At 67.6% G+C, this 13,854-nt stretch carries 10 protein-coding genes, 2 tRNA genes and 1 pseudogene; 11 read left to right on the forward strand and 2 right to left on the reverse strand.

All coding sequences use genetic code 11. The features are described from left to right. Window positions 1–46: 46 nt before the first annotated feature. On the reverse strand, window positions 47–1,540 hold the full coding sequence (locus BJF87_RS09485; protein WP_262338920.1) for a M28 family peptidase: 1,494 nt from the start codon (window positions 1,538–1,540) through the stop codon (window positions 47–49). Between the two features lie 201 nt (window positions 1,541–1,741). On the opposite strand from BJF87_RS09485, the gene BJF87_RS09490 reads away from it, so the two are divergent. The 6 genes from BJF87_RS09490 (at window position 1,742) to BJF87_RS09515 (ending at window position 8,534) form a co-directional block, all read left to right on the forward strand. After that, a complete protein-coding gene (locus tag BJF87_RS09490; RefSeq protein ID WP_006356756.1) occupies window positions 1,742–3,127 on the forward strand; it encodes a glycine--tRNA ligase in 1,386 nt (461 codons plus the stop codon). Between the two features lie 148 nt (window positions 3,128–3,275). Next, the gene (locus BJF87_RS09495; protein WP_042376324.1) at window positions 3,276–3,761 is read left to right on the forward strand and encodes a cold-shock protein; all 486 of its coding nucleotides are present in this window, start codon (window positions 3,276–3,278) and stop codon (window positions 3,759–3,761) included. Then, window positions 3,754–5,070, forward strand: coding sequence for a deoxyguanosinetriphosphate triphosphohydrolase (locus tag BJF87_RS09500; RefSeq protein ID WP_075862986.1), 1,317 nt, complete (start codon window positions 3,754–3,756; stop codon window positions 5,068–5,070). Before BJF87_RS09495 ends, BJF87_RS09500 begins: the two co-directional genes overlap by 8 nt. A 77-nt stretch (window positions 5,071–5,147) precedes the next feature. Further along, a complete protein-coding gene (gene dnaG / locus BJF87_RS09505; protein WP_075862993.1) occupies window positions 5,148–7,073 on the forward strand; it encodes a DNA primase in 1,926 nt (641 codons plus the stop codon). Between the two features lie 76 nt (window positions 7,074–7,149). Continuing rightward, complete coding sequence (locus BJF87_RS09510) at window positions 7,150–7,695, forward strand: dihydrofolate reductase family protein (protein WP_035751317.1); 546 nt, start codon at window positions 7,150–7,152, stop codon at window positions 7,693–7,695. Between the two features lie 38 nt (window positions 7,696–7,733). Continuing rightward, window positions 7,734–8,534 (forward strand): alpha/beta fold hydrolase, encoded by an 801-nt coding sequence (locus BJF87_RS09515; protein WP_075862987.1) that lies wholly within the window; start codon window positions 7,734–7,736, stop codon window positions 8,532–8,534. Between the two features lie 11 nt (window positions 8,535–8,545). Here the strand turns inward: BJF87_RS09515 and BJF87_RS09520 are convergent. Then, a tRNA-Ile gene (locus BJF87_RS09520) sits at window positions 8,546–8,622 on the reverse strand. 137 nt (window positions 8,623–8,759) lie between these two features. On the opposite strand from BJF87_RS09520, the gene BJF87_RS09525 reads away from it, so the two are divergent. The 5 genes and pseudogenes from BJF87_RS09525 to BJF87_RS09545 all read left to right on the forward strand — a co-directional run bounded on the left by BJF87_RS09525 (window position 8,760) and on the right by BJF87_RS09545 (window position 13,574). After that, window positions 8,760–9,455, forward strand: a complete 696-nt coding sequence (locus tag BJF87_RS09525) for a GntR family transcriptional regulator (protein WP_035752752.1) — start codon at window positions 8,760–8,762, stop codon at window positions 9,453–9,455. A gap of 64 nt (window positions 9,456–9,519) precedes the next feature. Continuing rightward, on the forward strand, window positions 9,520–10,941 hold the full coding sequence (locus BJF87_RS09530; protein WP_035752750.1) for an allophanate hydrolase: 1,422 nt from the start codon (window positions 9,520–9,522) through the stop codon (window positions 10,939–10,941). Window positions 10,942–10,974: 33 nt separating this feature from the next. Continuing rightward, entirely contained in the window at window positions 10,975–11,673 is a 699-nt protein-coding gene (locus tag BJF87_RS09535; RefSeq protein ID WP_035752748.1) for a cysteine hydrolase family protein, read from the forward strand. Between the two features lie 73 nt (window positions 11,674–11,746). Next, window positions 11,747–13,343 (forward strand): annotated as a pseudogene (locus tag BJF87_RS09540) (regulator). Window positions 13,344–13,501: 158 nt separating this feature from the next. Further along, a tRNA-Asn gene (locus tag BJF87_RS09545) sits at window positions 13,502–13,574 on the forward strand. Window positions 13,575–13,854: the final 280 nt, after the last annotated feature.

Here is a 13,854-nt window from a genome sequence, read left to right on the forward strand (position 1 = left end):
CTGCCGCCATTCTAACGGAAATGGTTTTCAATCAGTGACGGCGGAGTCAGCCTTCGGTCCGTTGCCGCCGTTCGACCGACGGAACGCCGTCGGGACCGTTCGTCGCGAGCGCGTAGGCGGCCACCGCGTGGGCGACCGCGGCGGCGTTGACGGCCAGCAGATCGGTGTTGATGTTGTCGATCGTGTCGCGGGGGCTGTGATAGTTCGGATCGAAGGCCACCCCGGCCTCTCCGCCCCACATCTCGGCTTCCTTCTCGCTCTTCTTCCGCTCGGCCCCGGTTGCCACGCCGCCGGCCGGAATACCGACCGCGATGAACGGACCGTAGTCGGATCGACCGTCGAAATCGGCCGCGCCCAGCTGGATTCCCCGGTCGGCGTAGAACTTCGCGAAGACGCGTTCGATGCCGTCGGAACCGGCCGGACCCGCCGCGGCGCCCTTGCGTTCGGAGTCGTCGCCGTCGTAGGTGAAGTACCCGCCGTTGGGGGAGGCGAGCATGTCGAAGTTCAGATACAGCGCGAGGGCGCGTCGTCCGGCGGCGTCGAGACCGCCGACGTACTCGCGGGAGCCGACCAGACCGTCCTCCTCGCCGCCCCAGAACGCGAAGCGCATCCGGTGGGGGACCCGGGGTGACGACCCGAGGCGCAACGCCGTCTCGAGGACCGCCGAACTTCCGCTCGCGTTGTCGTTCATGCCTGGTCCTACGACGACGCTGTCGAGGTGGGCGCCCGCCATCACGACGTCGTCGGGCGTCCCGGTGCGGGTCTCGGCGATGATGTTGCGGGTCGTGATCGGGGTGGTCTCCGCGTCGACCTCCAGCCGCAGTTGCTCGGCCTCGCGCACCTGGTCGGCGTCGTCGCGTGCCACCGCGAGAACGGGTATGGCCGGCACGTCTTCGGTGCCAAGGGTCAACCCGAACGGCGGCCCGTCTTCGTTGTTCACGATGACGACTCCGACCGCTCCCGCCGACTGAGCGTGGCGGGCCTTGTCCGTGAAGGTGCAGTCACCACGGGTGATCACCGCGAAGGCCCCGCGCACGTCGGCCGGGAAGTCGGCGGGTGCGCACCCCGCAGCGGCGACGGTCACCGGTTTCGCGGTGACCGGCTCGCGGGTCCCGACCGAGTACTCGAGCACGTGTCCCTTCACGTCGCGGCCGTCGGCGGAGAACTTCACCGACTCGAGGTCGTAGCGCTTGTAGCTGAACTCCGGCGTCGTGACCTCGAACCCGGCGCCGCGCAGTAGTCCGGCTACGTAGTCGACCGAGGCGTCGTAGCCGGGGGTACCCGACGCGCGGGTCCCGCCGTGGTTGTCCGCGATCTGCTGGAAGGCTCGGACGTGCCCCATGACGCGGTCGAGGGTGACCGCGTCGGCCAGACCGGCCGGGGTGACCTCGCCGATCGGCGGTTGGACGGCCGGCGTCGAGACGGGCGCCGAGGTGGCGCTGCGCACCGGGCTCTCGGTTCGGTCGCCGGTACAGCCGGCGAGAAGGGCCACCGTGGCCGCGGTCGCGACGACGGGCAGCAATCGAGCTCGAGGGATCACCCTGCCACTGTGACAGTTCCGGCGGGGCGGCATCGCCGGTGGAGGTGGACGGCCTACCGAACCGACTGGTTTCGTCGAACGCAGGTCCCGCTCGGTAGTCTGTAGGGGTTGCCGTGCGCACGCTGACCCCACCCGGTCGCACCGCGCACGAGCAGGACAGTTCAAAAGCCGAATACCTCAACCCGTGGAGAGCAGTTAACCGTGGCCGCCCAGTCCAAAGTGGAATCCGTCGTCAACCTCGCCAAGCGCAGGGGTCTGGTCTACCAGTGCGGTGAGATCTACGGCGGCACCAAGTCGGCCTGGGATTACGGCCCGCTCGGCGTCGAACTCAAGGACAACATCAAGCGGCAGTGGTGGCGGAACATGGTCATCAGCCGTGAGGACGTCGTCGGTCTCGACTCGTCGGTCATCCTGCCGCGCCAGGTCTGGGAGGCGTCGGGCCACGTCGAGGTGTTCACCGATCCGCTCGTCGAGTCGCTGCACACCCACAAGCGCTACCGCGCCGATCACCTGATCGAGGCCTACGAGGCCAAGCACGGCCACCCGCCGGAGAACGGCCTGGCCGACATCAACGACCCGGAGACCGGCCAGCCCGGCAACTGGACCGAGCCCAAGGCGTTCAGCGGTCTGATGAAGACCTTCCTCGGCCCCGTCGACGACGAAGAGGGGCTGCATTACCTCCGTCCGGAGACCGCGCAGGGCATCTTCGTGAACTTCAAGAACGTGATGACCACCGCGCGCAAGAAGCCGCCGTTCGGCATCGCGCAGATCGGCAAGAGTTTCCGCAACGAGATCACGCCGGGCAACTTCATCTTCCGCACGCGCGAGTTCGAGCAGATGGAGATGGAGTTCTTCGTCAAGCCGGGCGAAGACGAAGAGTGGCACCAGTACTGGATCGATCAGCGCTTCAACTGGTACACGAACCTGGGTATCGATCCGGAGAACCTGCGACTCTACGACCACCCCAAGGAGAAGCTGTCGCACTACTCCAAGCGGACCGTCGACGTCGAGTACAAGTTCGGTTTCGCCGGCAACCCGTGGGGCGAGCTCGAAGGCGTCGCGAACCGCACCGACTACGACCTCTCGACCCACAGCAAGCACTCCGGTGAGGACCTGTCGTTCTTCGACCAGGCCACCGGCGAGCGCTACACGCCGTACGTCATCGAGCCGGCAGCCGGTCTGACCCGTTCGCTGATGGCGTTCCTGTGCGACGCCTACACCGAGGAGGAGGTGCCGAACGCCAAGGGCGGCACCGACACCCGAACGGTGCTGCGCCTCGACCGTCGCCTCGCCCCGATCAAGGTCGCGGTCCTGCCGCTGTCGCGCAACGAGAAGCTGTCGCCGAAGGCGCGCGATCTCGCCGCCGAACTGCGCAAGCACTGGAACGTCGAGTTCGACGACGCGCAGGGAATCGGCAAGCGTTACCGCCGTCAGGACGAGATCGGCACGCCGTTCTGCGTGACCGTCGACTTCGACACCCTCGACGACCAGGCCGTGACCGTGCGTGAGCGCGACACCATGAGCCAGGAGCGCGTGGCCCTCGACAAGGTCGCCGAATATCTCGGCGGCAAGCTGCTCGGCGCCTGATCGCCCGCCGCCACACCCGGGTAGCGGGGTGTGGCGGAACGGTCACGATTCCGCCTGACCTGCTGATGTCTGTCACACTTGATGGCGAGTTGTCGCGCGGAGGAGGGCATGGGGCCGTCATGTGCGCGACGAGAGAGTGAGTGGAGTCGTGTCTGTCAGCGGGAAAGTCGTTCATTACGACGCAAATCGGGGATTCGGGTTCTTGGCGCCGGAGTCGGGCGGTGCCGATGTGTTCCTCCACATCAACGACATCGACATCGACGAGAGCTCGCTGAAGCCGGGTGCCAAGGTGTCGTTCGACATCGAGGAGACCGATCGCGGTTCCAAGGCGATCAACGTCGCCGTGACCGAGGCGGCTCCGGCCGACGATTCGGCAGGTGCGCGTGCGCATCGTCGCGACGAGCACCACGGTCGTGGGGATCGCGGCGATCGGGGCCACCGTCGTGACGATCGTGACGACCGCGGCAGCCGACGCCCGCGCGGCGGCAGCGGTTCGCTCGATGCAGGCGCCTTCACCGAGGAGCTGACCGAGTTGCTCCTCGACGCCGACGACGACCTCACCGCACGCCAGATCGTGGCCATCCGCCAGCGGGTCACCGATTTCGCGGTCGGCCGGGGCTGGGTGCTTGACTAGCACCCAATCCGGTTCCGGCGCTGCCGGCCATGTCCTCCCGGCCGTGGCCGCCTACGGCGACGAGGCCGTCGAACGTTATGTCCCCGAGGGTGCCAAGGTCGCGAGTCTTCCGGGCACCCGAACGGATCATCGCAGCGATTTCGCGCGCGACCGTGCGCGCGTGCTGCACTCTGCCGCGTTGCGTCGGCTGGCCGACAAGACACAGGTCGTCGGACCACGCGAAGGCGACACCCCGCGTACCCGGCTGACCCATTCTCTCGAGGTGGGTCAGATCGGGCGGGGCATCGCCATCGGCCTGGGTGCCGAACCCGACCTCGTCGAACTCGCCGGCCTCGCCCACGACATCGGGCATCCGCCGTACGGGCACAACGGGGAACGGGCGCTCGACGAGGTGGCCGTCGACTGTGGCGGCTTCGAAGGCAACGCGCAGAACCTCCGCATCCTCACGCGGCTGGAACCGAAGCTGCTCGACGCCGACGGCGTCAGTGCGGGCCTCAATCTGACGCGCGCGTCGCTCGACGCGACGCTGAAGTACCCGTGGACGCGGCGTAGTCCCGGCGGAAAGTTCGGCGCCTACGACGACGATGCCGCGACGCTGGACTGGGTTCGCCGGGACGCCCCGGGGGCCCGGAAGTGCATCGAGGCGCAGATCATGGACTGGTCCGACGACGTCGCGTACTCCGTGCACGACCTCGAGGACGGCGTCATCGGCGGTCGTATCGACCTCCGCAGCCTCGGCGACCCGCAGGACCGTCGGGAGATGGCCGAGATCGGCGCCAAGGAATTCCCGGGCCTCGACCCGGAGGCACTCGTCGACGCGGCCCAGCGACTCTACGAGATGGACATCGTGCGGGCGGTCGGCGTCTTCGACGGCACGCTCGACTCCTACGTCGCCCTCAAGCGACTGACCAGTGAGCTCATCGGGCGGTTCGCGTCGGCGGCCCTCACCGGCACCCGTGCGGTGGTCGGGGACCGGCCGGTGTCGCGCTACGACGCCGACCTCGAGGTGCCGCCGCTCATCGCCGCCGAGGTCCCGATGCTCAAGACCATGGCGCTGCGGTTCATCTTCTCCAACGAACGCCACAAGTCGACCCAGCAGCGTCAGCGGGAACGCATCCACCGCGTCGCGAACTGGTTCGCCGAAGCCGCTCCCGGCGGACTCGACCCGATCTTCGTGCCCTGGTGGAACGCCGCAACCGACGACGCCGCCCGGATGCGGGTGATCGTCGACCAGATCGCGTCGATGACCGAGGGCCGCCTGGAACGCACCGACAAGCAGAACTCCGGGGCTCAGGCGCACCTGGGGTGAGGTCGGTCGGCCGGGTGCTGTCGGCGTGTGTGAAGCGCCCGGTCATCCCCGCGTCGGGAGGTCACTACACTGGACGCGTGGCAGGCCGAATCCCCGATCGTGACATCACGGCGATCCGTGAGCAGACGAGGATCGAGGACATCGTCGGCGACTACGTCGCACTGCGCCGCGCCGGCGCCGACAGCCTCAAGGGACTGTGCCCGTTCCACGACGAGAAGTCGCCGTCGTTCCACGTCCGTCCCAACCACGGTCACTTCCACTGCTTCGGCTGCGGTGAGGGCGGCGACGTCTACAGCTTCCTGCAGAAACAGGAGCACGTCAGCTTCGTCGAGGCCGTGGAGCAACTCGCCGACCGGCTCGGCTACCAGATCAACTACGAGGGTGGCGGCACCGCGATCAAGCGGGACCGTGGCACGCGCGCCCGACTCGTCGCCGCCAACGCCGCTGCCGCGAAGTTCTACCAGGCAGCCTTGCAGACCCCGGAGGCGCAGGCGGCGCGGGACTACCTGTCCGAGCGCGACTTCGACGCCGCGGCCGCCGTCCAGTTCGGCTGCGGATACGCGCCCGCCGGCTGGGACACGATGACCAAGGCCCTGCTGTCGCAGGGTTTCGAGTTCAGTGAGCTCGAGGCGGCCGGCCTGTCCAAGCAGGGCCGCAAGGGTCCCATCGACCGATTCCACCGTCGACTCCTCTGGCCCATCCGCAATCTCGGCGGCGACATCATCGGCTTCGGTGCCCGCAAGCTCTACGACGATGACAACCTCGGCAAGTACATGAACACGCCGGAGACCATGCTGTACAAGAAGTCTCAGGTGTTGTTCGGGCTCGACCACGCGAAGAAGAGTATCGCCAAGGGGCATCAGGTCGTCGTGGTCGAGGGTTACACCGACGTCATGGCCATGCATCTCGCCGGCGTCACCACCGCCGTCGCCTCGTGTGGCACGGCCTTCGGTGAAGACCATCTCGCGCTGATCCGTCGCCTGATGATGGACGACTCGTACTTCCGCGGTGAGGTGATCTACACCTTCGACGGCGACGACGCCGGAAAGGCCGCGGCCCTCAAGGCTTTCGAGGGGGAGCAGTCCATCTCCGGCCAGACGTTCGTGGCCATCGCGCCCGACGGTATGGACCCGTGCGAACTCCGTCAGGCCCGGGGTGACACCGCGGTCCGCGACCTCATCGCTCGCCGGGTGCCGATGTTCGAGTTCGCGATCAAGACACTGCTCACCGAACACGACCTGGACACCGCCGAGGGGCGCGTGCATGCCCTGCGTGACACGGTCCCCGTCGTTGCCCGCATCAAGGACATCGCGCTGCGCGACGAGTACGCCCGACAGCTCGCCGGCTGGGTCGGCTGGGAGGAAGTCAGCCAGGTTCTCGGTCGCGTGCGCGAAGAGGGCGCGAAGATCCGGAAGGCAAAAGGCGGCGGGGATTCCGGGCGCAGTGGCCGGCGCGGTGCTCCGGCACGCAACCGGCCGGAGGCGGAGGCGGCGCCGACGTCCGCACGCCCCCAGCCGAACGACCCGCGGCTGTGGCCGCAGCGTGAAGCCCTCAAGGCTGCGCTGCAGTACCCGGCGATCGCCGGCACCGTCTTCGACTCGCTGCCCGTCGAATGCTTCGACGAACCCGCGTATGCCATTGTGCGGCAAGCGATGATCAGTATCGGCGGCACGTCGTCGGGTCTGGGTGGGGCCGCCTGGGTCGACTCCGTCCGCAACGCCGTCGACGATCCGGTCATCGACCCGCTGGTCACCGAGCTCGCCGTCGAGTCGATGCCCGTCGATGAGGAGAACATCGCGCGCTACATCACCAGCGTCCTCGCCCGGTTGCAGGAGGTGTGGGTCGGTTCGCAGATCGCCGACATCAAGTCCCGTCTACGCCGGATGGCCCCGAGCGACGACCCGGACGGCTACAACGCCGTCTTCGGCGATCTCGTGGCGCTGGAGGCGTATCGCCGCAGCCTGCTGGAGCAGGCACTGGACCCGACGGTCGGCGCCGGCTGAGTCCGACCCTCGACGCGATGAGTTCTCGTCGTTCGCCCGGTCTGTCCATCGACCACGTCTGAACGGAGAACATCACATGGCGACGACGATCTACTCGGCATCAGCATCGCTCGACGGCTTCATCGCCGGTCCCGGCGGCGACATGTCCTGGCTGACCCGATTCTTCGGCGAGGACGCAGCCGAGGGCGGCGACAGCACAGCAGCTCTGCGCCTCCGGGAGGGGACCGGCTCGCTGCTGGTGGGTAATCGGAGCTTCCGGGGCGACGACCCCAACAAGGGCACCGATCGCGAAGGCGCCTTCGAGGGTGAATTCCTGGGGCCGACAGTGGTTCTCACGCACAACCCGCCCGCCGAGCCGGTGGAGGGCGTCACCTTCGTCACCGACCTGGACCGCGCCGTGGAGGAAGCACGGCGCCTGGCGGGCGACGCGTACGTCACCGTCATCGGCGCCGACGTCGCACGCCAGATGATCGACGCCGGACTGCTCGACGAGGTCCTCATCTTCCACGTCCCGGTCTTCCTGGGCGACGGGGTCCGGGTCTTCGATCGACCCGGCGGCGGGGAGGTGCGGCTGACGCGTATCCCCGGCGAGGCCGAGTTCTGGTGCCGCGTCGAGAGGTGAGCGGGGTCGGGTGTCGCGCGGTGTGAGAGGCTGGATTCATGACGACGGTGTCGATCGGCGATCTCACGGTGAGCTACTCGGAACAGGGGGGCGGCGAATCCTCCTCAGCGCCAATTGTTCTGGTGCACGGACTGGGCGAGGACAGCCGTAGCTGGACGCACACGCAGCGCGACCTGGCCGACCTGCACACCTACGCCTACGACCTTCGCGGCTTCGGTTCGACGACGGTCGGGGAGGCCGAGGGGACCCTGGATCAGCTCGGACGGGATCTCGTGGGGTTCCTCGAGACGGTGACCGGTCCCGCGATCGTCGTCGGCTTCTCCGCCGGCGGGACGATCGTGCTCTGGGCCGCTGCCGAACGGCCGGATCTGGTGAGCCGCGCCATCGTCCTCGGTACGTCCTCGGTGGTGGGACGAGCCGCGGCCGAGTTCTACAAGCAGCGCGCCGATCAAGCCGCCGACACCTCGAGCGACGAGTTCCGCACCGCGATGCGCGACGATACCGTCGCCGGTCTGGTGTCCGCTCACGATCGCGTCGACGAGATCACGGCCGGGAGGCTCGAGGCGGTCGGGGACGGTGCCGGCTACGCGAACGCGGCCCGCGCGATGGCGGGAGTGCGCGAGGAGCCCCTGACGCCGAGGCTGTCCGAGATCCGGCAGCATGTCGACGTCATCGCCGCAGACCGAGACGCGCTGTGTCCGGAGAAAGCGGCGAAGATGATCGTCGACGGCCTGTCGGACGTGACCTATCGGGTGATCCCGGATGCCGGGCACCTGATGAACGTCGACAACCCGGACGCCGTGACCGCGGCGCTGCGCGAGGCGATCGCCGGCGACTGATCGTCGTCTGGTGGTGGGGAGTGCGGGACTTGAACCCGCGACCAATCGATTATGAGTCGACGGCTCTAACCAACTGAGCTAACTCCCCGTGCGGGCACCCGGCCCGCGGGAGGAGATTACCGCACCGGGGATGGGGCACTGCAGCCAACTGCGGCGGAAAACGGTCGACAGTCGACGGCGCTACACTGGCCGAAATCGGACACGGCGCGATGGGAGAGTGTGCGGATGACGGTCGGGGAGGGGTCCCACGGTGGCGGCGAGCTGCCGGAGAGCCTTGTCGACGTGGCCGGCCGCCGTATCCGGGACGCCATCCTCAGTGGCGACCTGGCGCCGGGACAGAAGATCGTCGAGGAGACGCTGTGCGCCGACCTCGGGATCAGCCGGGCTCCCGTGCGTGAGGCGTTGCGGCTGCTCGCGCAGCAGGGGCTCGTCGAGCATCAGCCGCGTCGTGGGGTCCGGGTCGCGGAGTGGTCGCGTCGGGACATCCTGCAGCTGTTCGAGCTGCGTCAGGTGCTCGAGCGGTACGCCGTCGAGGCCGCCCTGCCGTTGACCGATCCGGAGTCGCAGCTCGCACCTCTTCGTGCGGCGATCGACGCGATGCGCCGTGCCCCAGACGATCTCGCACGCGACGACGCCCACCGTCGGTTTCACGCAGCGGTCGTCGGACTCGCCGGGAACCGGCAGCTCGACATCACCCTCGAGCCGATCCTGCTGAAGCTCCAGCTGCCGATGGCGGTCAACCTCCGGACCGAGACCGCCGACCACCACGGACCCGACGACGGGTTCAACCGGCACCAGGCAATCCTCGACGCGCTCGAACGCAACGACGCCGCGGCGGCGATCAGCGCCCTCCATGATCACGGCCACCTCCACTATCTGGATTTGGTGTCGGCGACCGCAGAGCACAAGCACCCTCACTGACCTGCTAACACAATCGACACACGCACGTTCCGCAGACGCCATTATTCTGTCGACAATCGACGGTATGACTCTTTCAGGCGGGCCTACCACAGGTCCCACGGTTGCCGAGATCCTCGACTCGCACCTGCACGGCAGCGGGTCTCCGTCCCGCACCGCGCGCGTGGTCCTCGACGCCATCGAGGCGCGGGGTGACGACGGAATCTGGCTGTCGACGGTGCCGCGCGACGAGGTTCTCGCCGCGGCCGCGGAACTCGAGAACCGACCCGGCGCACGCGATCTACCGCTGTACGGAGTCCCGTTCGGCGTCAAGGACTCCATCGACGTGGCCGGCGTCCCGACCACGCTCTCGTGCCCCGGCTACGCGTACACGCCCGACGCCACCGCGCCCGTTGTGCAGCGTCTGCTCGACGCCGGAGCCCTCTACATCGGCAAGACCAACCTCGATCAGTTCGCCACCGGCCTCAACGGCACACGAACCCCGTACACGATGCCGCGCGGGGTCTACGGCCACGAGATGATCTCCGGCGGTTCGAGTTCCGGCTCGGCGCTCGCAGTTGCACTCGGCGACGTGCCCTTCGCCGTCGCCACCGACACCGCCGGCTCGGGACGCGTGCCCGCCGCGCTCAACGGCATCATCGGATACAAGCCGTCGCGCGGACTGATCAGCACCGTGGGGCTGGTTCCGGCGTGCAAATCCCTGGACTGCATCACGGCGATGACCGCGACCGTCGACGACATGGACCGCGTCATGAGCGTGATGATGGGCCGCGACGACGCCGATCCGTGGTCGCGCGACCGGGGGCCCGGATTCGACGGGTCGACGATCACGATCGGTCTCCCGCCGGTGGAGGAGTTGGAGTTCTTCGGCGACGACGCCATGCGGGATGCGCATCTGGCGTTCCGAAACCGCCTGAAGCATCTGGGGTTACCGGGCGGGGTCGAGATCGTCGACGTCTCCCTGGCACCGTTCCTGGCAGCAGGGGAGCTCCTGTACTCGGGTCCGTGGGTCGCCGAGCGGCTCGTCGTGTTCGGGGACTTCCTCGCCGCGAAGCCCGACGAGATCCACCCTGTGGTCCGCGACATTCTCCGCAGCGGCGAGAAGTACACGGCCGTTCACGCTTTCGCTGCGCTGCAGAGATTGCGGGAGCTCAAAGCCGAGGTCGGACGCATCTGGTTGGGGACCGACGTCCTCGTGGTGCCGACGATCGGGCGGACCTTCACCGTCGACGAGGTTCTGGCGCAGCCGATCGCGACCAACACCATGCTCGGCCACTACACGCATTTCGGAAACCTCCTCGACCTCACCGGGATCGCGGTTCCCCAGGGCGTGACCTCCGATGGGCGGCCGCACAGCGCGATGCTCCTCGGGGCCGCGCTCACCGACGACACCGTGCTCCACCTGGCGGCCGCACTGCTCGACGAGCCGCGTGACCGGTCCATGTCATCCAGCGCTGCCCGTACCCCGACCACGCTGCCAGCGTCCTGAAACCCGACAACCACCCGCCCGGGAGGCCACCCGATGTCCGAGACCGTCACCCTCGAGGCACTACCCGGTCCGATCGAACTCGATCTGGACCACACCGCACTGATCATCATCGACATGCAGCGAGACTTCCTGTTGCCGGGCGGTTTCGGCGAAGCACTCGGCAACGACGTCGCGCAGTTGCAGCGCGTCGTCGAACCCCTTGCGGCGCTGCTCGATGCGGCGCGGGCAGCCGGGATGCTCGTCATCCACACCAGGGAAGGGCATCTGCCGGACCTGTCGGATTGTCCACCGGCCAAGCTCCACCGCGGTGCGCCGTCGAAGCGGATCGGCGACCCGGGTGCGTTCGGGCGCATCCTGATCCGCGGCGAGTACGGGCACGACATCGTCGACGAACTCGCGCCGCTCGACACCGAGGTTGTCATCGACAAGCCCGGCAAGGGTGCGTTCTATGCGACGGAACTGTCGAAGGTGCTGGCCGACAACCAGATCACCCAGTTGCTCGTGACCGGCGTGACCACCGAGGTGTGCGTCCACACCACCACGCGTGAGGCCAACGACCGCGGCTTCGAATGCGTCGTCGTATCCGATTGCGTCGGTTCGTATTTCCCCGGGTTCCAGCGTGTGGGTCTGGAGATGATCGCCGCGCAGGGCGGCATCTTCGGCTGGACCGCTCCCGGCGCCGCGATCATCCCGCTGCTGAAAGAGCGGGCGCCCGCGGAACCCGCCGTCTGACATCGACCACTCATCCAGTCGAGACATCGGCGTCTCGTTTTCCCCACCAACCCCCAGTAGCCCGGAGGAATTCATGAGCGCCACCACCGATCCAGCTCCGACCACCGACCCGCCGTCACCGACTCCGACGACGAAGGTCGCCTGGTGGACGCGCGGAGACACCAACGCCTTCTTCGGTCTCGGCTTCAACATCCTGGTCAACGTCCTCACGTTGACCGGCTTGATGATCGGCGTGATCGGCCTCAGTCCCGGCAACGTCCTCGGCACGGTTCTGCCCGCGCTGGGCGTCGCCTGATCCTCGGCAACCTGTACTACACGTTCCTGGCACGAGGCCTCGCCGCGCGGGAGGGACGCGACGATGTGACGGCCCTGCCGTACGGGCCGAGTGTGCCGCACATGTTCATCGTGGTGTTCGTCGTGATGCTGCCCGTGTATCTGAACACCAAGGACGCCATCCAGGCTGGCAGGCCGGTCTGGCGTGGGCGTTCATGATCGGCGTCATCGTGATGATCGGCGCGTTCGTCGGACCCTATGTCCGCAAGCTGACGCCGCGTGCAGCGATGCTCGGCACCCTGGCCGGTATATCGATCACCTTCATCTCGATGCGTCCGGCAGGGCAGATCTGGGAGGCCGCGTGGATCGGTCTGCCGGTGCTCGCGATCATCCTCATCGGCTTCTTCACCGATGTGAAGCTGCCGGGCAACGTGCCCGTCGGACTTGCCGCGTTGCTCGTCGGTACGGCGATCGGCTGGGCCGGCGGGTTCATGTCGGTGCCGGACCTCACCGCGGCAGTCGAGGACATCGCGGTCGGCATCCCGGATCAGCGCTTCGACCTGCTGTTCAACGGTCTCGGTGATCTCGCGCCACTTCTTGGCACCGCGATACCGCTGGGCGTCTACAACTTCACGGAGGCGATGAGCAACGTGGAGTCCGCTGCGGCGGCGGGGGACAACTACAACCTGCGCAGCGTGCTGCTCGCCGACGGTGCCGGGGCGTGCATCGGTGCGGCGTTCGGTTCGCCGTTCCCGCCGGCCGTGTACATCGGGCACCCGGGATGGAAGGACGCCGGCGGCCGCGCGAGCTACTCGCTGGCCAGTGGCGTCGCGATCGGTGTGCTGTGTTTCCTCGGTCTGTTCGGGGTGCTGAACTACCTGCTGCCTGTGCCCGCGATCGTGCCGATCCTGCTCTTCATCGGTCTGCTGATAGGCGCGCAGGCCTTTCAGGCCGTGCCGCGTCTGCACGCGGTCGCGGTGGTCGCGGCGCTGCTGCCGAACCTGGCGGAGTGGGGTCGGGGACTCATCGACAACGCGTTGTCGGCAGCGGGTACGACCGTCGACGAGGTGGGCATGGAAGCGATGAACGGCGCCGGCGTGATCTACGAGGGACTCAAGACGCTGGGCGAGGGCGCGGTCCTCGTCGGCCTCATCCTCGGCACGATCGTCACCTTCATCCTGGAGAAGAAGTTCCACTTCGCGGCCATCGCCGCGGCGGTGGGGGCGGTGCTGTCCTTCATCGGGCTCATCCACGCACCCGAGGTGTCGTGGGCGGCCGCGCCGGAGGTGTCGCTCGGCTACCTGTTCTTCGGCGTCGTGTGCCTGGCCTACTGGTTACTGCCCGGAGCGCGGACTCCGGTGGAGGTCGACGAATCCGACGTCGTGGCCGGTCACTGAGCTCGTAGGATCTGCGGCAGTTGGTTCCGGATATCGGAACCAACTGCCGCAGCTGTCTCCTCGTTGACCTGCCGTTTTGTTGTCCGGCGGCGGCATGCGCTAGAGTCTGTCCTCGGTTCAAGTGATGCGCTCACGGCGCTGAACGAGAGCCAGAGCAATCCCCCATAGCTCAATTGGCAGAGCATTCGACTGTTAATCGAACGGTTACTGGTTCGAGTCCAGTTGGGGGAGCAGAACAAGAAGCCCGCCCCTGCGAAAGCAGGCGGCGGGCTTTTTCTGTGGGCTCTCTTGTAGTTTCATGCCGTCGGGTTCCGCACCGCGGTGCAGGTTGCAGGTTGGGTAACTGGTTCGGCTCGCAGTCCAGGTACCCAGTGCGCGATCAGAGGGCCTGGTGCACGGATAGGTGACAGGGTTAGTCACGCGGCCTGAGGGGCCTCGTGGTTGATGATGGTCTCGAATTCAATGGGGGTCAATCTGCCGAGGCGGTCCTGTCGTCTGCGGCGGTGGTAGG

Origin of the sequence: Gordonia sp. CNJ-863, from assembly GCF_001942325.1 — a bacterium.
Lineage (GTDB): Bacteria > Actinomycetota > Actinomycetes > Mycobacteriales > Mycobacteriaceae > Gordonia > Gordonia alkanivorans.

Coding starts and splice junctions, on each gene's coding strand:
- BJF87_RS09510 (WP_035751317.1), top strand. CDS start 7,150: ATGGCGACGACGATCTACTCGGCATCAGCATCGCTCGACGGCTTCATC.
- BJF87_RS09515 (WP_075862987.1), top strand. CDS start 7,734: ATGACGACGGTGTCGATCGGCGATCTCACGGTGAGCTACTCGGAACAG.
- BJF87_RS09525 (WP_035752752.1), top strand. CDS start 8,760: ATGACGGTCGGGGAGGGGTCCCACGGTGGCGGCGAGCTGCCGGAGAGC.
- BJF87_RS09530 (WP_035752750.1), top strand. CDS start 9,520: ATGACTCTTTCAGGCGGGCCTACCACAGGTCCCACGGTTGCCGAGATC.
- BJF87_RS09535 (WP_035752748.1), top strand. CDS start 10,975: ATGTCCGAGACCGTCACCCTCGAGGCACTACCCGGTCCGATCGAACTC.